At 31.6% G+C, this 20,887-nt stretch carries 16 protein-coding genes and 1 pseudogene; 9 read left to right on the top strand and 8 right to left on the bottom strand.

The genetic code is table 11. From position 1 onward, the window contains the following. Nucleotides 1–2: 2 nt before the first annotated feature. Both AC3IPI_RS14220 and AC3IPI_RS14215 read right to left on the bottom strand, forming a co-directional pair. The gene (locus tag AC3IPI_RS14220) at nucleotides 3–962 is read right to left on the bottom strand and encodes an MlaD family protein (protein ID WP_489153505.1); all 960 of its coding nucleotides are present in this window, start codon (nucleotides 960–962) and stop codon (nucleotides 3–5) included. Between the two features lie 51 nt (nucleotides 963–1,013). Next, nucleotides 1,014–2,168: an N-acetylmuramoyl-L-alanine amidase family protein gene (locus tag AC3IPI_RS14215; protein WP_039117401.1), complete on the bottom strand. Its 1,155-nt coding sequence runs from the start codon at nucleotides 2,166–2,168 to the stop codon at nucleotides 1,014–1,016. Between the two features lie 82 nt (nucleotides 2,169–2,250). Here AC3IPI_RS14215 and AC3IPI_RS14210 point away from each other — a divergent pair, with 82 nt between their 5' ends. Both AC3IPI_RS14210 and AC3IPI_RS14205 read left to right on the top strand, forming a co-directional pair. Then, the gene (locus AC3IPI_RS14210; protein WP_489153502.1) at nucleotides 2,251–4,956 is read left to right on the top strand and encodes a putative LPS assembly protein LptD; all 2,706 of its coding nucleotides are present in this window, start codon (nucleotides 2,251–2,253) and stop codon (nucleotides 4,954–4,956) included. Between the two features lie 49 nt (nucleotides 4,957–5,005). After that, complete coding sequence (locus AC3IPI_RS14205; RefSeq protein WP_489153500.1) at nucleotides 5,006–5,386, top strand: RidA family protein; 381 nt, start codon at nucleotides 5,006–5,008, stop codon at nucleotides 5,384–5,386. On the opposite strand, the gene AC3IPI_RS14200 is transcribed toward AC3IPI_RS14205, so the two are convergent. From AC3IPI_RS14200 to AC3IPI_RS14175, 6 genes and pseudogenes are all read right to left on the bottom strand, one after another. After that, a complete protein-coding gene (locus tag AC3IPI_RS14200; protein ID WP_489159236.1) occupies nucleotides 5,367–5,741 on the bottom strand; it encodes a methylglyoxal synthase in 375 nt (124 codons plus the stop codon). The genes AC3IPI_RS14205 and AC3IPI_RS14200 overlap by 20 nt on opposite strands. A 163-nt stretch (nucleotides 5,742–5,904) precedes the next feature. Continuing rightward, nucleotides 5,905–6,279: pseudogene (locus AC3IPI_RS14195) on the bottom strand (methylglyoxal synthase). A gap of 14 nt (nucleotides 6,280–6,293) precedes the next feature. Then, nucleotides 6,294–7,145, bottom strand: coding sequence for an N-acetylglucosamine kinase (locus AC3IPI_RS14190; protein WP_039117402.1), 852 nt, complete (start codon nucleotides 7,143–7,145; stop codon nucleotides 6,294–6,296). Between the two features lie 136 nt (nucleotides 7,146–7,281). After that, nucleotides 7,282–8,286, bottom strand: coding sequence for a type I glyceraldehyde-3-phosphate dehydrogenase (gene gap / locus AC3IPI_RS14185; RefSeq protein ID WP_039112782.1), 1,005 nt, complete (start codon nucleotides 8,284–8,286; stop codon nucleotides 7,282–7,284). 91 nt (nucleotides 8,287–8,377) lie between these two features. Further along, complete coding sequence (gene pfkA / locus AC3IPI_RS14180) at nucleotides 8,378–9,364, bottom strand: 6-phosphofructokinase (RefSeq protein WP_039112783.1); 987 nt, start codon at nucleotides 9,362–9,364, stop codon at nucleotides 8,378–8,380. 291 nt (nucleotides 9,365–9,655) lie between these two features. Continuing rightward, nucleotides 9,656–14,095 carry a translocation/assembly module TamB domain-containing protein gene (locus tag AC3IPI_RS14175; protein WP_489153497.1) on the bottom strand — a complete coding sequence of 1,480 codons (4,440 nt, stop codon included), beginning with the start codon at nucleotides 14,093–14,095 and terminating at the stop codon, nucleotides 9,656–9,658. A gap of 227 nt (nucleotides 14,096–14,322) precedes the next feature. Here AC3IPI_RS14175 and tsaD point away from each other — a divergent pair, with 227 nt between their 5' ends. The 7 genes from tsaD to AC3IPI_RS14140 all read left to right on the top strand — a co-directional run bounded on the left by tsaD (nucleotide 14,323) and on the right by AC3IPI_RS14140 (nucleotide 20,887). Beyond that, nucleotides 14,323–15,345 carry a tRNA (adenosine(37)-N6)-threonylcarbamoyltransferase complex transferase subunit TsaD gene (gene tsaD, locus AC3IPI_RS14170; RefSeq protein ID WP_489153495.1) on the top strand — a complete coding sequence of 341 codons (1,023 nt, stop codon included), beginning with the start codon at nucleotides 14,323–14,325 and terminating at the stop codon, nucleotides 15,343–15,345. Between the two features lie 3 nt (nucleotides 15,346–15,348). Then, nucleotides 15,349–16,062 carry a 16S rRNA (uracil(1498)-N(3))-methyltransferase gene (locus AC3IPI_RS14165; protein WP_489153493.1) on the top strand — a complete coding sequence of 238 codons (714 nt, stop codon included), beginning with the start codon at nucleotides 15,349–15,351 and terminating at the stop codon, nucleotides 16,060–16,062. A 161-nt stretch (nucleotides 16,063–16,223) separates the two neighbouring features. Beyond that, complete coding sequence (locus tag AC3IPI_RS14160) at nucleotides 16,224–16,862, top strand: DUF4159 domain-containing protein (protein ID WP_489153491.1); 639 nt, start codon at nucleotides 16,224–16,226, stop codon at nucleotides 16,860–16,862. A gap of 10 nt (nucleotides 16,863–16,872) precedes the next feature. Continuing rightward, on the top strand, nucleotides 16,873–17,370 hold the full coding sequence (locus tag AC3IPI_RS14155) for a TrmH family RNA methyltransferase (RefSeq protein ID WP_489153489.1): 498 nt from the start codon (nucleotides 16,873–16,875) through the stop codon (nucleotides 17,368–17,370). Between the two features lie 158 nt (nucleotides 17,371–17,528). Then, complete coding sequence (locus AC3IPI_RS14150; protein WP_489153487.1) at nucleotides 17,529–18,485, top strand: zinc metalloprotease; 957 nt, start codon at nucleotides 17,529–17,531, stop codon at nucleotides 18,483–18,485. Nucleotides 18,486–18,614: 129 nt separating this feature from the next. Continuing rightward, a complete protein-coding gene (locus AC3IPI_RS14145; RefSeq protein ID WP_489153485.1) occupies nucleotides 18,615–19,706 on the top strand; it encodes an AI-2E family transporter in 1,092 nt (363 codons plus the stop codon). A 2-nt stretch (nucleotides 19,707–19,708) separates the two neighbouring features. Next, a complete protein-coding gene (locus AC3IPI_RS14140; RefSeq protein ID WP_489153483.1) occupies nucleotides 19,709–20,887 on the top strand; it encodes a THUMP-like domain-containing protein in 1,179 nt (392 codons plus the stop codon).

Raw genomic sequence — 20,887 nt, 5'->3', positions numbered from 1 at the left:
GCTTATTTTTTAGAAATCGAATCGTTTACTGGTGCTACGTATGGTTTATTTTTCTTACCAAAAAGAGAAACATTTACATAACGTGTTGGCGACAAACGTACATCTTGTAACAACAACTCTAATTCTTTAGATGTTGCTTGTAGGTTATTATAAAGCGCTTCGTCTTTTAGTAATTTACCCATTGTACCTTTACCTGAATTTAATCCATTCATTATACCATCAACTTTAGCCAATGTTTGGTTTAAATTTCTAACCGTTTTTCCTAGATCTGCTTTATTTAATGAATCTGATATTTTAGAAAAATTCCCAGAAACTTTATTAAAGTCAGTTACAATACCTTGAATTTGGTTTTTGTTATTATCTAAGATTGAATTTACACTAGCTGAAGCTTTATGAAATTGAGCCATAGTTTCGCTTAATTCTGCCAAAGTCTTTTTTAAATCTTCTTGCCCTTTTTGATCAAGAATATTGTTTAATCCAGAAACTAGTTTATCTATATTAACTAACATCTTCTCTACTTTATCCTGAACCGGAGCTAATTTATCTGCCAAACCTGCTGTTAAACCAAGTTTAGTAGTTCCTTTTAACATTTGCCCGTCTTCTGCTGGCTCTTTATCATTAAAGTTCGGAATGATTGAAATTTGTTTTCCTCCAATAAATCCAGGCTCATATATAGATGCAGTACTAGATTTAGAGATTGGAAAATCAGTTTTTAACTGTAATTCCACTAATAATTTTCCAGTAGCTTCGTTAATTTTTATACCGTTGATTTTTCCAATTGCTAAACCATTTAGAGTAACAGGTGCAGATGTAGCTAATCCTTCCACATTGTCATATTCAACATAAAATGTTTTGTAGTTTGTAAAGAGGTCTTTGCCTTTTAGAAAGCTGTACCCCCAAATAAATAATAAAATTGATGCGATGACTAAAATAGCCGTTTTAATTTCTCTTGTTAGTTTCAAAATTGTAAGTGTTTGTACAAATTTAATATAAAAATATTGAACTTGTAATTATTATTTAAGCGAGTCTTGGATACTAATTTTTTCTCCATTTTTAAATGCAATCAAAAAAGCAGAGTCAAACCCCTTATCTTTTGCTTCTTGCAAATATTTTTTTGCTTGATTATAATCCGCTGTTTGCTGGTAAGTGTATTTATAAACATTATTCTCATATACTACAGAAACTCCAGATAGTCCCTTAAAGTTAGATGGCGCCAATGGAGTCTTTTTTATACTAGCCAAAAGTTGTACCTTATATATAGAACCTGTTAAATTAGGTTTTACTGTATTTTTTTGAGCTGGTGCAGTATTTACATTTCTTACAGGTGTAGAATCTTTAACTGCATTTTCTATCATCTTAGTAGATGGTTTTTCATCAACAACATCGGCAGAACCAGTACCGAAATATTCTTTTTTATAACTGATAATAGCATCAGCAATTGCTTTTGCATATTCATTTTGTCCAGCATCAGAATTTAAAATATCTCCTTCTGTAGGATTAGAAATAAAACCTGTTTCTACCAAAACTCTTGGCATATATGCTTTATGAAGTACCATAAAAGGAGCTTGTTTTACTCCTCCATGACGTAATTTTTTCCCGAGAATATCAAAACCTTCTTCTATTTTACTTGCTAATGCAATACTATAATCTAAATATTCTTCTTGCATTAAAGTCATTCCGATCATAGATTCTGGCGAATTAGGATCAAAACCTTCGTATTTACGTTTGTAATCTTTCTCTAAGGTAATAACAGAGTTCTCTTTTTTTGCCGCTTCAAGATTCGAAGCAATTTTATTCATACCCATAACATAGGTTTCTGTACCAAATGCAGCAGTATTTTTATTTGCATTACAATGTATAGACACAAAAATATTAGAATTTGCTCTATTAGCAATATTGGCTCTTTCGACCAAATCTATAAAAACATCCGTCTTACGAGTATAAATAACATCAACATTCGGATAAGACTCTAGTAATTTACCTACTTTTAAAACTATAGCCAAAGCAATATTTTTTTCAATTCTTCCGCTATAAACCGCTCCAAAGTCATGATCTCCGTGACCCGCATCCAGTGTTACTTTAAACACATTAGACTGACTATAAGCAGAAATCGATATTATAGTTAGAAATAAACTAAATATTACCCTAATTTTGCTAAATATATTCATAAATTTAAAAGTTAATTTTAATAAAACACAACTGTTATAATTTTTTCAATTGATTATTTTTGACAAAAAATTATATGTAAGTTTGACATGTCAAAAAACAAGCCATATTTTTACAAAAATAGTATTTAAACCTTTGCATACAAACTTATTTAATATCGTTTTATTATCATTTTTCCTAACGCTAGGATGCGGTAATCTATATTCTCAAGAAACAAACAAAAAAAAGAAAGCTGCAAGCGCTAATAAACAGCCAGATAGCATCAAAACTGCAACTATTGATACCATAAAGGTAGATAGTATAAAACCCAAAAAAGCTTTTTTGGATGGCAAAGTAAAATACAAAGCCAAAGATTACGCAAAGATTGATCAAAAGCGTAAACTTATCACCTTATATAATGAAGCTGAATTATATTATCAAGATGTCGAACTAAAATCGGGTATCATTGTTTTGGATTATGAAAAGAATGAAGTTTATGCAGGTCGATTAAAAGATTCTGCTGGAGTTTATACTCAATATCCAAATTTTAAACAAGGCGCAAGTGCTGTAGAACCCGATTCTATACGGTTTAACTTTAAAACCCAAAAAGCTTTAATTTGGAATTCGAGATCTGAACAAGGTGAATTTAGAATAAAAGCTGGTATCACGAAAAAAGAAAACGACTCTGTTTATTTCTTAAAAGGAGCTCGATTTACTACTGCAAAAGATGTAGATAATCCTGAATACTATTTCCAGACCAATAAAGTTAAATTTATTCCTGGAAAAAAAGTAATTACTGGTTTAACCAATATGGTAATTGCCGATGTACCTACTCCTATCGCCTTACCATTTGCCTATTTTCCGATGACAAACGAAAAAAGTGTTTCGGGTTTAATCCTACCAAGTTATAATGACTCTAATACTCGAGGATTCTCATTACAAAATGGAGGTTATTATTTTGCTTTAAGCGATAATTACGACTTAACTGTTCTGGGAGATTATTACACTAACGGAAGTTATGCCATGCGATTTGAGTCGGCATATGCAAAAAGATATAAATATAGAGGTAATATTAATGTTCGTTTTGAAAACCTGATATCCAGCGAAAGAGGATATCCAGATTACTCTAAACAAAACATCTACAACATTCAATGGTCACACTCTAAGGACACAAAAGCAAGTCCTAATTCAAGTTTCTCTGCTTCGGTGAATATGGGTAGTAGTAAATACTTTAAACAATCTATCAATCAGGCAAACATTGGGTCTAGCTTAAACAATACTTTAAGTTCATCTGTTTCTTACAGCAAAAACTTTAATACGTTACCACAAATACGTACATCGATAACTGCCACGCACTCGCAAAACACGCAAACGGAAGTTATTAATATGACGTTACCAACACTAGAAGCAAGTATAGACAGAATATATCCATTTGTTGGTAAAAATGGAGTTAAAAAAGGTTTTATCAAAAACATTAACTTTCAATATAACCTGAGCGGAAAAAATAGTATCGTAACAACCGATTCTCTATTTTTTAAACCTCAAATGTTTGATAATGCAAAAATTGGAGCTAAGCACAGCATTCCTATTAGTACCAACTTTAAAATATTTAAATATTTTAGTGCCAGTACAACTGCCAATTATCAGGAAGTATGGCAAACAAAAACTGTCGAAAAACATTACGATACTGACCAAAGTAAAGTAGTGGAAAATGTTGTAAATGGTTTTGATGCCTATAGAACCTACTCTTTTAGTTCTAGTCTTGGTACAACAATATACGGTACTTTTAATTTTGGCGAGGACAAAAAGATAAAATCGATACGCCACGTAATGCGTCCGTCTGTTTCTTACGGATACACCCCAAGTTTTGAGAAATATTATGATACTTATGCTACTGATGCTACTGGAACTATAACTAAAGAATATAGCCGTTTTGAGGGTGGTATTTTTGGTGCTCCGGGTAATGCTAATTCTAATATTATAGGATTTGATTTAAGCAATACTTTTGAAGCTAAAGTTACAGACAGAGACAGCACAAAAACAGAGCCTAAAAAAATAATGCTGCTTAACAATTTAAACTTCTCTACGAGTTATAATTTTAATGCTGATGGTATAAACTCATTTGCATGGCAACCTGTTAGAGTTAGTGGAGGAACACAACTTTTTCAAGACAAAATGAATGTCAATTTTGGAGCTACTTTAAACCCATATGCAATTGACAATTCCGGGAGACAAATAAATAAATTCAATATTGACAACGGAGGAAGTTTATTCCGAATGACGAGCGCCAATATGACTTTAAACTATTCTATCTCAAATAAAGACAAGGATAAAAAGAAGAAGGATGAGAACAAGCAAAGTGAAAGAAATGGCGGTCGTGAGGATGACTTGTTTGGAACAAATACCGACTTAAATGATCAACGTAAAAGTCAGTTTGATGGATCTGAAGAAGATGATAATGCAATAACTGAATTCTTTAATGCAAAACTTCCTTGGGATATGACACTTGCTTATTCCTTAACTTATGGAAATACTGCCAGAGAAAATAAAATTATCGGAAACTCTATAATGATTTCTGCTAATATGGATATTACTCCTAAATGGAAAGGTGGTATATCTACAGGATATGATTTTGTACAAAAAGGAGTTACTTTTACCCAACTTCGTTTTGAAAGAGATTTATTAAGCTGGAGAATGGATTTTAACTGGACTCCACTAGGTACAAATTCTAACTGGAATTTCTTTATCGGAATAAAATCAGGTGTTCTTAGTGATATCAAATGGAATAAAAGAAGTACTAATAACAGATAATATTATCTTGTTACGAACAAAAATACATTTAATTTAAATTGAGATAATCATGAAAAAAATCATTTTTACCGAAAATGCACCAGCTCCAATTGGACCATATAGCCAAGCTGTTTTAAAAAACGATACTCTTTATGCTTCTGGTCAAATTGCTATTAATCCTCAAACTGGAGAATTAGTAACAGATAACATTCTTGATGAGACAAAACAAGTAATGGAAAACATAGCTGCAATTTTAAAAGCTGCTGATATGACATTTGAACACATAGTAAAAGCAACCATTTTTATTATGGACATGAATAATTTCGCTGCAATAAACGGCGTATACGGAGCTTATTTTGACGAAAAAACAGCACCTGCGCGCGAAACAGTTCAAGTAGCTTGCTTACCTAAAAATGTAAATGTAGAAATTTCTATAATTGCAATACGATAGCATTAAGTAGTAATTGTGCCGAGGCTTCATTTGTAGCCAACGGCACATTATGTACATCACACACCCGCACAAGCATATTAATATCGACCTCATGGGCATGACTCGCTAGTGGATCTTTAAAAAAGAAAACTATCTGGATTTTACCCTCAGCTACTTTTGCAGCAATTTGAGCATTACCTCCCATAGGTCCAGGAAGCATTTTAACTACTTTAAAGCCTGAATTCTCAACATTCCTTCCTAATATTCCTGTTGCTATAAGCTTCATTCTTTCGTCCTGCAAAACGATTCTATTTTTATCTAAAAACTGAACCATGTCTGCTTTCTTCTTATCATGAGCAATAATCGCGATTACTATATATTTTTTCATGAATTAACACTAGATTTAGTATCAAATTTACGCAAAAAAAGACGACTAAAAGTCTAAATCAATAAATACCAATCGATTATACAAAACAAGAAACAAAAAAACCGTTTCAAATAATTGAAACGGTTTTTATATATTTTTAATATCTTGATATTTATAATTGCAAAGCGATGGCATTTAATAATAACTGTGCAGATGCTTCATTAGTTGCCAATGGTACATTATGTACATCGCAAACACGGATTAACATATTAATATCGACCTCATGAGCATGGCTTGCAAGTGGATCTTTAAAAAAGAAAACCATTTACGTTTTACCCTCTGCTACTCTTGCAGCAATTTGAGCATCACCTCCCATAGGACCAGAAAGCATTCTTCGAGCTTTAAAGCCAGCGTTTATAGCCTTGCTTCCTGTAGTTCCGGTAGCGATAAGTTTAATGTTTTCCTGAAGTAAGAGCGTTTTATTTTTATTCAAAAACTGAACCATATCTGCTTTCTTTCCATCGTGAGCAATAATAGCAATCTCCATACTTTTCATGTATCTTATTTATTAGAAATATGATATGCGATAAGTCCATCGATTGGACGTCTCAAAACATTACCTAATTGCAATTCATATTTATCAAAAGTTTCTTGTAACTCATCTTTCAAATAATAAGCAATAGAACCCACAAAATGAACTGGAACTTCTTTACAATTATCAAATTGTTTGATGTAATTCTTAACAAATGATTTCATCCCTTTAAAGATGATTTTTCTACAAAATTCTGAATCTTTATGTTTGATTAAGAACTTTGCAAAAGTTGCCAAATAAGCATTTGGATTTGGCTCTTTATATAATTTATTTTTAATAAAATCTGGATCCATGTTGTATTCTTTTGCAAATTCAACTGCTAAATCCTGAGGCATTTTATTAAAGTAATATTTTCTAATTAATTCTTTTCCAAAAACATTACCACTACAATCGTCCATTGCAATGTATCCTAATGATTGTACTTTTTGGAATAATTCTTTTCCATCAAAATAACTACAATTAGATCCTGTTCCTAAAATACTAACAATTGCTTTCTCTCCTCTTGGGGTAGTAGCATATACTGCTGCATACGTATCTTCATGAACATCTACGATTGCATTAACGAAATATTCCTGAAAAATTTGCGATAGAGCGATTTTCATTCTATCTGTACCACAACCTGCTCCATAAAAGAACAAATGTGTAGCTGTATTTTTATTCTGTAAAATATCAAAACGATCATTTAATCGGGTTACGATTTCATCTCCATTAAGAATTTCAGGATTTAATCCTAAGGTTTGTGTTGTGAATAATATCTTGCCATTATCATCAATTGCTATCCAATCTGCTTTAGTAGATCCACTATCAACTATTAATTTCATTTTATTTTATTTAGTTTTCGGTTTAGTTTTTCATCTTACAATATTAAGTGTAATTATTTACATTATTGGAGAGTCAAACAAAATAATAAAAATCCCGCTATCTATTCAATAACGGGATTTTGAAATGTATATAAAATTATTTAAGACCTGCGATATGCACAGATAAATCAATTAATTTGCTAGAGTATCCGTACTCATTATCATACCAAGATACAATCTTGAAGAAAGTTGAATTTAAACCAATTCCTGCATTAGCATCAATGATCGAAGTTCTTTTATCAGAAATAAAATCTTGAGATACAACTAAGTCTTCAGTATATCCTAAAATACCTTTCATTGTAGTTTCAGAAGCTTTCTTTAAAACAGCCATAATTTCTTCATAAGAAGTTTCTTTAGCTACTTTTACAGTTAAATCTACTACAGAAACGTCAGCAGTAGGAACACGGAAAGACATTCCAGTTAATTTTCCATTTAAAGATGGAATTACTTTTCCAACAGCTTTAGCAGCTCCAGTAGAAGAAGGGATGATGTTTATGCTAGCAGCACGTCCACCTCTCCAGTCTTTTCTAGAAGGACCATCAGCAGTCATTTGAGTTGAAGTTGTTGCGTGAACAGTTGTCATTAAAGCTTCAACAATTTCGAAATTATCGTGAATTACTTTAGCTAAAGGAGCTAAACAGTTTGTAGTACAAGATGCGTTAGAAACTACTAAATCAGAAGCTTTTGCAGTTTCATGATTTACTCCCATTACAAACATTGGAGCATCTGCAGATGGAGCAGAAATAATTACTTTTTTAGCACCACCTTTAATGTGCTCATTTGCAGTTTCGATAGTTGTGAAAATACCAGTACATTCAGCAACTACATCAACATCAACTTCATTCCATTTTAAGTCAGCAGGGTTTCTTTCTGCAGTGATACGGATGTTTCTTCCGTTTACAAAAAGTTTTCCTTCTTTTACTTCTACAGTTCCGTCAAAACGACCGTGTACTGAATCATATTTTAATAAATAAGCTAAGTGATCAACATCTAATAAATCATTGATTGCTACAACCTCTACATTATCTCTATTGAAAGATTCTCTGAAAACAATTCTTCCAATTCTTCCAAATCCGTTTATTCCTAATTTTACTTTTGACATTTTACTAAATTTTTATTTATTTTTTGTTATTCTACTTATTTTCAAAGTCTAATTTCCTCACAATAAACTTCAATTTTTTTATTCTATATTTTTATGTTGACATGATCTCAGAAACGCGTAGCAATTCTCTATCTATTTCAGATTTACCTTTAATTGCTTGTTCCAAAGGCGTTAAAGTAACTTTGTCATTTTGTAAACCAACCATATAATTTGATTTTCCTTCAAGTAAAGATTCTACAGCTTTTACACCTAATCTACTTGCAAGAACACGATCAAAACAAGAAGGGGAACCTCCACGTTGCATGTGTCCTAAAACAGAAACTCTAACATCGTATTCAGGTAAGTTAGCCTCTACATAATCTTTTAGTTCAAATACGTTTTTACCGATTTTATCTCCTTCGGCAATAACAACAATACTTGATGATTTTCCAGATGCTTTACTTTTTTGAAGTGATTCTAATAATCTATCTAAACCTAAATCTTCTTCTGGAATAAGAATTTCTTCTGCTCCAGCTCCGATTCCTGCATTTAGAGCAATATGACCCGCATCTCTACCCATTACCTCTACAAAAAACAGACGGTTATGAGAACTCGCAGTATCACGTATTTTGTCAATACAATCTACAACAGTATTTAGTGCCGTATCGTACCCTAAAGTATGACTCGTACCAAAAATATCATTATCAATAGTTCCTGGGATTCCCATTACTGGGAAATTATATTCAGAGTTAAATAATAGGCCTCCGGTAAAGCTACCATCTCCTCCTATTACAACCAAAGCATCGATTCCTGCTTTTACAAGATTCTCATGAGCTTTTTTTCTTCCTTCTGGAGTTTTAAATTCTAATGAACGAGCCGATTTTAAAATCGTCCCTCCTTTATTCACAATATTATTTACACTTCGAGGTCCCATTTCTTTGAAGTCACCTTCAATCATTCCTTGATATCCTCTATAAATTCCGATACATTCGATGTTATGATAAGCACAAGTTCGAACTACTGATCGAATGGCTGCATTCATTCCTGGTGAATCTCCTCCTGATGTAAGAACACCAACTTTTTTTATTGTTTTTGGCATTATTTAAGTATTAAAGTGTAAAATTAGCAAACATTCACCACTATTCGGGCTATATTTATAATAAGTTAATAAAATATGTTAAATTCAAACGTTTTCGTTAATAAGTTTTCGGATAGTAAAAAAAATCAATAAAATAAAAAAAGACATTTATTTTAATTGATAATTTAAAAATAACAATATACGGTTGAAGTGTTACAAAAAATGGGATGTAACTAAACAGAAAGATAAGGAAATTGTAAGGCTAAAAAAAATCATTAACAAAACTAAAACACATTAGTAACTTAAAGTGTGTTAATCTTCTTCAGGAATATATCCCTGATCATTAGTTTTCACCTTTTCTTTTTCCTTTTTATTATTCTTTTTTGACTTTGAGAAATCAATATAATCTGGATTTATAGCAGAATCGGGAACATCATTATTCTGGTTCGAAGTTTTAATGGCACGTTCTAGTTTATGGTCTTTAAAGATTTTATTTACCAATTCTCTAAAAGTATCAAAATCTACTTCATAAGAAACCCCTATACCTTGTGTATAACCAACTCCCTGACCTATATAATTAATATCGTTTTCTCGGTTAAATAAACGTAAGTTCATACTTCCGTCTTCATTAACTCTGTATTGCACCTCTACGTCGCCCACAATTGCCGATTCGTTGATTCCTCCTACTGGTACTCCTACTTTACCGTTTATGGTAATTCTCTCATTGATCTGAGATGAAATTGTCGCTGCAAATTGACCATCGGCTTCCTGACCAAGTCGTCTGTCGGCAGAGGTATATGTAAAACCAATATCTATCTTATCACTATCAGAATGAATTATTCCTCCCAATAGGTTGGTGGCTGTTTCGAATAAACTACTAGAAAAATCAGATTGACTCACTCCCTCAGGGCTTAAGAATCCTCCAGAAGACAGCAAATAAAGCGCTTGTGTTTGTCGAACATCTTTATCGACTAACTTATACTGAATCTCCGATTTTAATACATTACTTACTGTTGGGAACTCGATATTAAAATCTGGTTCTGGGCTCGTTAAATCTCCACGAATACCAATAACTACCTCTACAGGTACTTTTTTGCTAAATGAAGAATTCTCTAATAATACTGCAGGATTTGCAGATGTTTTATAAACTGCTTCAAGATTTAACTGCGCTTTCATCGGGTTACCTTCCCAAGAAATCGAACCTCCTTTTTTTACAACAAATTTCTTATCGATTAATCCACCATACTTAAAGTTATAGGTTCCTTCGTATGCCTGGAAATCCCCCCACATATTAAATTTACCAAGTGTATTAATTTTAAATAATAAAGACCCAAATCCTTTTCCTTTCATTCCGTGTCCAGAATTTCTATCTAAAATTACTTCGACCTCGGCGTCTGGAGTAATATCAAAATCAAACTCTAATTCCAGACCATTATAGTTTCTTGTCTTTTCGACAATACCATTAGCAAGATTATACTTTTCTTTGGCTGTGATAAAATGAATAAAGTTATTATCACTCATTGTTTGCGCATCATTAATCGGGATCTTCACAGATGTTCCTTTCTCTGATTTTGCATCTACTTTTATAAATAATGCCGTAGTTGGTCCTTTAATGGTTGCTCTACCATTAATAAATGCTGTACCAAAATAAGCCGCATCTTCACTGTCTTTAGTATCTAATGCTAACAATCTTTTTGAACTGATATCTAAATCTAATTTCCAATCGCCAAAATTATTATGCTCGACAGTACCATTTAAAATCCCTTTAGTTCCGTATTTAGAATCAGTGATAGTATTATTTCGTAACAAGAATTTCTCATCGGTTACATCGACAATAGTTTTATCACTCAGTTCATAATCTATGTTTAAATAAGGAATAGTCATTCCGGCTTTATCCAGATATAAACGCCCATTAACATCAGGTCTTTTTAAATTCCCGATAATAGCCGCGTTACCAGAAACATAGCCTCGAATATTCGACAATACTTCTCCTCCCAAAGAACTAAGCGAGGCTAAATTAAATGTATCAAATTTAAGCTGTAAATCAAGTATTGTTTCTTTATTAATAATTTCGAAGCTTCCGAATAACTTAAACATCTCCAATTTATCATTTTCGATAGAAGAATTTATCGTAAACTTTCTAAGGTTTTCATCACCTACAATATCAAATTTTAGCCCTCCTAAATCGGTCTTATTTACATTTAGCTTATCGATAAAGATGGAAGCTGTTGGCTGGAAGACATTCTTTTTCTGTTTAAAATTAATCTCTCCGTTAATATTACCATTTAAAACAAGTTTATCATTGGTTGGTGTAATTTTATTAAGATCTACATCTTTAAAACTTAGTTTCAAATCTTTAAAATCGGCATCTTTTATTTGCCCGACTAATTCTATCTTTTGATTTTCATGAGATAGAATAATATTATCTATGTCAAAATTCTTAAATTTTTTATCAAAAACGATTTTATTATCAGGTTCATCATTTTCATTTAAATACCACAAATAGTCTTTAAATTTCAATTCGGATTTATTGATTCCGACAACGTTGTTCTTATCTTTATCAATAGTATGATATAAGTTGAAGTTAAAATAATCTTCTCCTTTTGAACCTCCTTTAAACTCAGACCTTACAAATAAGGTATCTTTCATGGTTACGTTTATCAAACTAAAATCACGTACCTTATAATACTTCGTTTTAATACTATCTAACTCGATATAGGTATTATACAATGGGTTTTTATTATCTACAGCAACTCTTATATTGTCAAATGTATTTTGTGCTGCTTTAATTTGAGGGGAATTAAACTTAAACTTGAATTCATCCTTATCGGCATCGATTTTCCCTCTCACAACCGTATTGGTTGCTACCTCTATCTCAGGATAAAAGATTTCGATAATCTTATTGTATATGGTAAAATTAAAATGTAAAAACTGTCCTTTACTTACTTTAAGTGGTTTATAATTGGCATATAAACTACCTACAGAATTTGTAACTAAATTTTCTAATTGATTAAATTTAAACTTCCCTACAATTTCACCATCAACAACATCGGTAGAGCTTATTGTTATTGTACGTATTTTATCGGCATCAAAATTTGAGCTTACTTTTACCTGATCAAAAACATAAGTCGATTTTGGATTTTGATAAACCGCATCATTAATCTCAATATCCCCCTGAAGATTTTCGATTGTATTTCCTGATACGTGAACCGCTACATCACCTTTAAAAACAGATATAGAATCTTTTATGAATTTAAGTTTGTGTAAATCGGCATTTTCTACCTTAATATGAAAATCATAGTCACTATCTTTTCTACTTAAATCTATCAAACCATCAAATATCATACTCAGGTTAGGATCATTCACAGAAAGCTGTCCTTTATAATGTGGCAATTTAAAATTACCATTTAAGACTATATTATTATAGGTATAGTTATTATAATAAAATTTCTGAACATCTCCTTTTATAACTGTGTTCAGGTATTTCTCGGTAAATCCTTTTCCATCTACATCCAGATTAAGGGTTGTTTTACCAATATCTTTTCGACCAAGCAAAGTGCCTACATCAAAATTCTCTAAGACAATATTTCCCGAATACGAAGCTTTATCGATAACATCGATATTATTCATATTCAAATCAATAAGCCCATTTCCTAAATCAGTTATCATTGTAAAATCGGTGTCCAAAGCTGTCTTAGACACTTTTGCTCTACCTACAATCGAGAACTTACCAATACGCTGTAATTCTTTAGGCAATTTTTTTCCTAGTACATTTGGCAACAAAACAACCAAGTTATCATAACTAGACGAAAGCTTATCGAATTTACCATTCATAAGAAACTCTTGTCCGTTTTTACCAAAAAGATTTTTGAAATTAATATTTCCATTTATAACCGATTTATGCAAATCAGACAACCTAAGATGTTTTAAATTTAAATCGTTTAAAGTTCCGTCAATTTTAGACTTAACACGGAAGTATTGGTCTTTTCCTAGTTCTTTATAAAAATAACGAATATCGTTAGATCCAATATTAGCAGAATCTAAAACTACATCAAACTGAACTTTATCGGTAAACTTAGCAAAATCTTCTATTCGATAATTTAATGTAGCCGCTCCGTATATTTTAGAGTACTTGGTAAGAATAGACAATTTTTCAAGCTTTATTTGCTTTTTAGTATAGCTAAATCTTGATGTTAAATTGGCTACATACAAACCTCTATGATCCAAAAACGATAATTTATGAATCCTTGTACTTACATCGGGTCCATAAAGTTTAAAATCACTTATGTGAGCATTAAGTTTTGTAAAATCGACATCTTTAGGAACTACTCTATTTTCGTCTGTTAGAATAAAATGTCCGTTGGTAATGTAAGCATCTTTTGCGGTAAGCAAGAAACGTTTTGCTGAAGGCTTTTTTGGTGGTCCAGTTTCGAAAGCCTGAATGAATACATCAAGATTGGTTTTCTTTTCGTTTTTATAGGTTTTTAAATTAAAAAGTAAACCTGTCATACGAATTTCACCAAAAATCAAATCGCCATCAAGAACTCTCTTAACGGCCAAAATATTAGTTTTAATTAAATCAGAATAGATTAAAGTATCTTTATGGTGATCCATTATTAATACTTTCCTGAGTTTTACTCCACCAAAAACACTTACAGAAACTTTCTCTACAGATATATGTGTACCAAAATCTGAGTTTAAAGTATCGGTAATATAATTTGCAATTTTTGTCTGAACGACCGGTAGAGACAATGCGATAGCCAGTACTAACAAAAGTAGAATTAGTCCGATTAAGGAACGAGATACTATTTTTTTTATTTTTCTGATACTGGTTGTTTTTTAGTTTTTCTTTAAATTTAATTTTAGAGCAAACAAAGGAAGGTTCCTTTGATAAAAATTCTTTAATTTTGGCTTCTGCTTTTAAATAAAAAAATTTAAAATTTGATTCGTCAAATATAATTCAAAATTCGTGCCTTTACATGCAAAATCCTGAGGTTTTTATTCTAGCTATCGAAAGTTCTTGTGATGATACTGCAGCGGCTGTTTTACATAACGATAAAGTCCTGTCAAATGTTGTTGCCAACCAACTGATACATACGCAATATGGCGGCGTAGTACCCGAACTTGCGTCTAGAGCTCACCAACAAAATATTGTTCCTGTGATTGATGCTGCTCTTCGCAAAGCAAATATAAAAAAAGAACAATTATCTGCAATAGCATTTACACAAGGTCCCGGACTTATGGGGTCATTGCTAGTAGGAAGTTCTTTTAGCAAATCGATGTCTTTGGCTTTACAAATTCCCTTAATTGCTGTTAATCATATGCATGCGCACATATTAGCTCATTTTATTGATGAAGATGGTTATGACAAACCTACATTCCCATTTTTAGCATTAACAATAAGTGGTGGCCATACTCAGATTATTAAAGTAAATGGCTTTTTTGATTTACAAATTATCGGAGAAACTACCGATGATGCCGTTGGAGAAGCATTTGATAAAAGTGCCAAGATTCTTGGACTTCCCTACCCTGGCGGGCCACTAATAGATAAATACGCACAATTAGGAAACCCAAAAGCTTTTGCATTTACAAAGCCAAAAGTACCTGGATTAGACTTTAGTTTTTCTGGTTTAAAAACGGCTATTTTATATTTTATTCAGAAGAAAAAACTAGAGAACCCAAATTTCATCGAGGAGAATCTTAATGATATTTGTGCTTCTATACAATATACAATTATCGAAATTTTAATGGATAAATTAAAATTGGCGGTAAAAGAAACTGGAATCAATCAAATTGCGATTGGCGGTGGTGTTTCGGCTAACTCGGGCATTAGAAACAGACTGAAAGAAAGCGAACAAAAATACGGTTGGAAAACTTACATTCCGAAATTTGAATACACTACCGATAATGCTGCAATGATTGGAATTGTAGGTTATCAAAAATTTTTATCAAAACAATTTGAAACAGCTGCTGTTGTTTCTAAAGCACGAATACAATTTTAAACTATGCAATTATTTTACAACCCAAATATTGACGAAACAACTCAGGAATTTTCTTTTGATAAAGAAGAAAGTAAACACATTATAAAAGTATTACGAAAAAAAGATTCTGATATATTACATGTAACAAATGGATTGGGTTATTTATTTGAAACCGAAATCACACTGGCTTCTGATAATAAATGTACTGTCAAAATAATTTCTGTTGAGAAAGCTCAAGATCCAAAATACCGTTTGCATCTTGCAGTTGCTCCTACTAAAATGAATGATCGTTATGAATGGTTTCTAGAAAAAGCTACCGAAATAGGTATTCATGAGATTACTCCAATTATTTGCGATAGATCAGAACGTAAAGTGATTAATATGGAGCGTTTCGAAAAGATTATTTTATCGGCAATGAAACAATCAAATGAATTGTATCTTCCTAAACTTAATGAAGCTATCTCGTATAAAGAATTTATAAAACGCAAAAACGAAGGTTTACAATTAATTGCGCATTGTGAGGAAACAGATAAAAAATCATTAAAATCAGTTTTAAAACCAAATGAGAACGTAACATTGCTTATTGGTCCTGAAGGTGACTTTTCGGAAAAAGAAATTGCTTTGGCTATCGAAAATAATTTTCAGCCAGTATCTTTAGGAAACACAAGATTACGTACCGAAACAGCTGCAATGGTAGCTTGCCATAGTGTTGCTTTTTTTAATGAAATTTCTAACTAAAAGTTAGTTATAACAATTAAGACAAAGCTTTGTCATTTCGACGAAGGAGAAATCTTCGCTAGAAACTCCGCTAACAAATGTCAATCTTTGTCGATTTTGCAACGAAGATTTCTCCTTCGTCGAAATGACAAAAAAGCGAAATACCAGATAATATAAATTATATGAAAAGAATATTCTACTTATTGTTACTTTTATCGGTTTCTTCTTTTTCGCAAGAAATTGCATTACTAAAATATAGTGGTGGTGGCGATTGGTATGCAAATCCTACTTCATTACCCAATTTAATCAAGTTTTGTAATGCTAATATTGATACCCGTATAAAAGCAAAACCCGGAACTGTAGAACCTAGCAATCCTGACTTGTTATCCTATCCTTTTGTACACATGACTGGACACGGAAACGTAGTTTTTAGCGATGCTGACGTTACTAATCTTCGTAATTATTTATACGGTGGAGGATTTCTTCATATTGATGATAATTACGGAATGGATCAATACATTCGAAAAGAGATAAAAAAAATATTCCCAAACAATGATTTAGTAGAACTTCCTGCCAATCATGCTATTTTTCAGAAACCGTTTCTTTTTCCTGCTGGGTTGCCTAAAATTCATGAACACGACGGGAAAAGACCACAGGCATTTGGGATTTTTATCGAAAATAAATTAGTGTTACTTTATACATTTCAATGTGATCTTGGTGATGGCTGGGAAGATGCCGAAGTACATAACGATCCTCTCGAAGTGCGCCAAAAAGCTTTAAAAATGGGCGCCAACATTATCAATTATATCTTTACCAATTAATTTAAGTCAAGTGCAATTAACACACGAAGAAATACAATTCGAAAGAAAGACATTCCCTATTACATTAGTTTGCGATCATATTTATTTTCAACAAAACATTGGTTCCCTTTTTAGAATAAGTGAAGCTTTTGGAGTTGAAAATATTATTTTTTTAGGTAAAGACATTCCACTAAACCCAAGAAAAATAAATAAAACTTCTCGTAATACCCATCTTCATATTCCATATACAGTAATAGAAGAAACACAAGATTTAGTTACACATCTTCTGGTTGATTTAAAATGTGAAATCATTGCATTAGAAATTACAAATAGTAGCAAACCTTTAAAAGAAGTTATACTACCTGCTGATAAAAAAATCGCATTAATAATTGGAAGTGAAATTAATGGAATTTCAGAAGAATTATTAAAAATTTCGAGTCAAATAGTTCATATTAATATGTTTGGAAAAAACAGTAGCATGAATGTTGTACAAGCTGCCAGTATAGCATTGTATGAATTTACTTCTTAAAAAATAAACTTATTTTTTTGTAAGAACTAAGCTATACAAGGGTTTTTAAAATTCTGACAAACAAAATAATAATAAAATTTTGTCTGTTAAAATATTTGTTATAAAATTGTTTTAATTATTAACTAATCTAAAATTTTATAACAAAACCCCAAACTATTATGAAAAAGATTGCTTTATCCGCATTTGCAGCGCTGCTGCTATTCTCGTGTCAAAACAACGACCAAGCAGAATCTACTACTCCAGAAGCTTCAGCAACAATTACTCAACGTGGTTGTGCAACTCAAGATGTTCTTGAAGCTCAATTAAAAGCCGACCCTACTTTGGCTATTAGAATGAATGAAATCGAAGCATTTACTCAAAACCAAATATTAACTGGTAAATTGGTAAATGGAAAAGTTCAAATTCCTGTTGTAGTTAATGTATTATACAGAACTGCTGCAGAAAATATTTCTGATGCACAAATCCAAACTCAAATTGATGTCTTGAACAAAGATTTCAATGCTGCTAACTCTGATTACAATAGCGTTCCTGCTTTATTCGCTGGAGTAAAAGCTAATGTTGGAATTAGTTTTGTTTTAGATCAAATCATCAGAAAATCAACAACAAAAACTTCATGGGGAACTAATGATGCCATGAAAAAAACTGCTTCTGGCGGTCTTAACCCAACATCTCCAACTACTAAGCTTAACTTATGGGCTTGTAAAATTGGTGGCGGAATATTAGGTTATGCTCAATTTCCTGGTGGATCTACTGCTACTGACGGTGTTGTAATTGACTCTCAATATTTTGGATTATCTGGATCTGGTGCTGCTCCTTATAACTTAGGAAGAACTGGAACTCACGAAGTGGGTCACTGGATGAACTTACGTCACATTTGGGGAGATGCTAATTGCGGAAATGACCAAGTAGCTGATACTCCAGTTCATAACACTGCTAACTATGGTGTACCTGCATATCCTCATTATAGCACTTGTACAGGAACTCCTGTAGAAATGACAATGAACTACATGGATTATACAGACGATGCTGGAATGTATATGTTTACAACAGGTCAAAAAAACAAAATGGCTGCTATTTTCTTAACAGGTGGACCTAGAGCTGCTTTTGGCATCTAAAATTAAAATCATATAACTAAACAGGTTAATAATTATTAAAAGCGAGATATTAAATCTCGCTTTTTTTGTTTTATAAATGTAATCTTTCCCTCATTTTTTCTATATTTATGCTCTAAAGAAAGATAAACTATGATTACATCTAAAGTAATTTCAAACGGGATTTTAAGGGCTATCGCAACTATTTTGGGAGTATCGCTGATTTTGTATTTTTTATATCAAATACAAACTGTGATTGTTTACTTGTGTGTTTCTCTCATACTGTGTTTAATAGCAAACCCATTTGTAAAATTCTTAAAGGAAAAATTAAAATTTAATAGCTCATTTGCGGCTATAACTACTATCGTATTTTTTATATTATTAATGATTGGGTTCATACTTTTATTTGTACCGTTAATAATATCTCAGGCTAATAATTTATCACTTCTTGATACTGATAGTCTTCAAAAACAATTTATGCTGATAGAATGTGATTTCGAAAATTATTTCAACTTGCAACATCTCGATTTACAAGCACTTTTAAAAAAACCTGAAATAACGTCTAAACTGGATTTTAGTTATTTTACGGCTTTTATAAACTCAATCCTAAACATGCTTGCAGGTTTTGGAATGGGATTAGTATCTGTTTTCTTCATTACTTTTTTCTTTATCAAGGATCAAAACATTTTTAAAGAAAATGCAAAAAGAATACTTCCTGATAACAATGAAGACAAAATTATAAACTCGATTACTAAAATAAATCATTTGCTAACACGCTATTTTGTAGGCTTGTTGTTACAATTAACAGTTGTATTTATTCTTTATTTTATTGTGCTAATAATTTTTGGTAGCCAGAATGCATTTGTAATTGCTTTTTTATGTGCTGTCTTAAATATCATTCCTTACGTTGGACCTATTATAGGAACTATTCTTGCGGCTATATTAACTATGTTGAGTTTAATTGGTGCAGATTTTCAAACAGAAATTTTGCCTAAAACTATATATATAGTAATTGGATTTTTATTGGTTCAGGCAATTGATAATAATGTTAGCCAACCTATTATTTCCTCAAAAAGCGTAAATTCGCACCCGCTGGAAATATTCTTAATTACTTTAATTAGCGGAATAACTTTTGGAATCGTCGGAATGATTATTGCAATCCCGTTTTATACTTGCCTTAAAGTTATTGCCAAAGAATTTTTTCCTAACAATAAAGTTGTTATTGTATTAACCGAAAAAATATAACCTTGAATTTAGCCCTTTTACATAATTCTGTTCAGGATTTTATAAATAAAAAAGTAAATGAATCTATTTCAAAATTAGCACTTCAAAAAAATCCTTTTCCAGAAATAGAATGGATTGCAATTTTGAATCAGATTGAGGCTAAAACAAAAGCTAAGGATAAATTACCAACTTGGTTTGCGACAGAGAATATAATTTATCCAAGTAAAATTTCGGTTGAACAAACCTCATCAGAGAAAACAGCTCTGTATAAAGCCAATTTAGTTTCGGGTGAGAGCTTAATAGACTTAACCGGAGGTTTTGGTGTAGATGACTATTATTTCTCCAAAAAAATAAAAAATGTAGCACATTGCGAGATAAACACCGATTTATCGGCAATTGTGCAACATAATTTTAAGCAATTAAAAATTGACAATTGTACTTGTTATCCCGAAGACAGTTTTGATGTTCTTAAAAAACTAAACCAAAAATGGGATTGGATTTATATAGATCCTTCCAGGCGAAATGATGCCAAAGGCAAAGTTTTTATGCTAAAGGATTGCTTGCCAAATGTACCTGACTTATTAGATTTCTACTTTGAAAACTCTAATTCTATTTTAATAAAAACGGCTCCTTTATTAGATATTTCCGCAGGTCTTTCGGAATTAAAAAATGTAAAAAACATTCATATAATTGCTCTCGATAACGAGGTTAAGGAATTACTGTGGGAAATTCATAAAGGCTATTCTGGGAAAATTACGCTAAAAACGGCTAATATATTAAAGGATAAAACGGAAACTTTTGAATTTGCATTAAATGAAGAACCTGAATTTGTAAGCTACAGTTTACCTCATAAATATTTGTATGAGCCTAATAGTGCAATTATGAAATCGGGAGGATTTGACGAAGTAAGTACTTTTTATAAAATAGATAAGCTACAGAAACACTCTCACTTATATACCTCGGCCGATTTAATTACATTTCCTGGAAGAACATTTGAGATTCTGGAAACTATTCCTTACTCTAAAAACGAAATAAAACTCCATCTTTCTAATAAACAAGCAAACATTACTACTAGAAATTTTCCTGATAGTGTAGAAACCATCCGAAAAAAATGGAAAATAAAAGATGGTGGAAATTTGTATTGTTTTTTTACAACTGATAAAAATGATAATAAAATAGTTTTAATTTGCAGAAAAATATAA

This window comes from Flavobacterium sp. GL_143 (genome assembly GCF_057834355.1).
The sequence above is the reverse complement of the archived record's forward strand: the minus strand, read 5'-3'. Positions and strand labels throughout refer to the sequence as shown.

Coding starts and splice junctions, on each gene's coding strand:
- AC3IPI_RS14215 (WP_039117401.1), bottom strand. CDS start 2,168: ATGAATATATTTAGCAAAATTAGGGTAATATTTAGTTTATTTCTAACT.
- pfkA (WP_039112783.1), bottom strand. CDS start 9,364: ATGCCAAAAACAATAAAAAAAGTTGGTGTTCTTACATCAGGAGGAGAT.
- tsaD (WP_489153495.1), top strand. CDS start 14,323: ATGCAAAATCCTGAGGTTTTTATTCTAGCTATCGAAAGTTCTTGTGAT.
- AC3IPI_RS14150 (WP_489153487.1), top strand. CDS start 17,529: ATGAAAAAGATTGCTTTATCCGCATTTGCAGCGCTGCTGCTATTCTCG.
- AC3IPI_RS14190 (WP_039117402.1), bottom strand. CDS start 7,145: ATGAAATTAATAGTTGATAGTGGATCTACTAAAGCAGATTGGATAGCA.
- AC3IPI_RS14145 (WP_489153485.1), top strand. CDS start 18,615: ATGATTACATCTAAAGTAATTTCAAACGGGATTTTAAGGGCTATCGCA.
- gap (WP_039112782.1), bottom strand. CDS start 8,286: ATGTCAAAAGTAAAATTAGGAATAAACGGATTTGGAAGAATTGGAAGA.
- AC3IPI_RS14165 (WP_489153493.1), top strand. CDS start 15,349: ATGCAATTATTTTACAACCCAAATATTGACGAAACAACTCAGGAATTT.
- AC3IPI_RS14160 (WP_489153491.1), top strand. CDS start 16,224: ATGAAAAGAATATTCTACTTATTGTTACTTTTATCGGTTTCTTCTTTT.
- AC3IPI_RS14205 (WP_489153500.1), top strand. CDS start 5,006: ATGAAAAAAATCATTTTTACCGAAAATGCACCAGCTCCAATTGGACCA.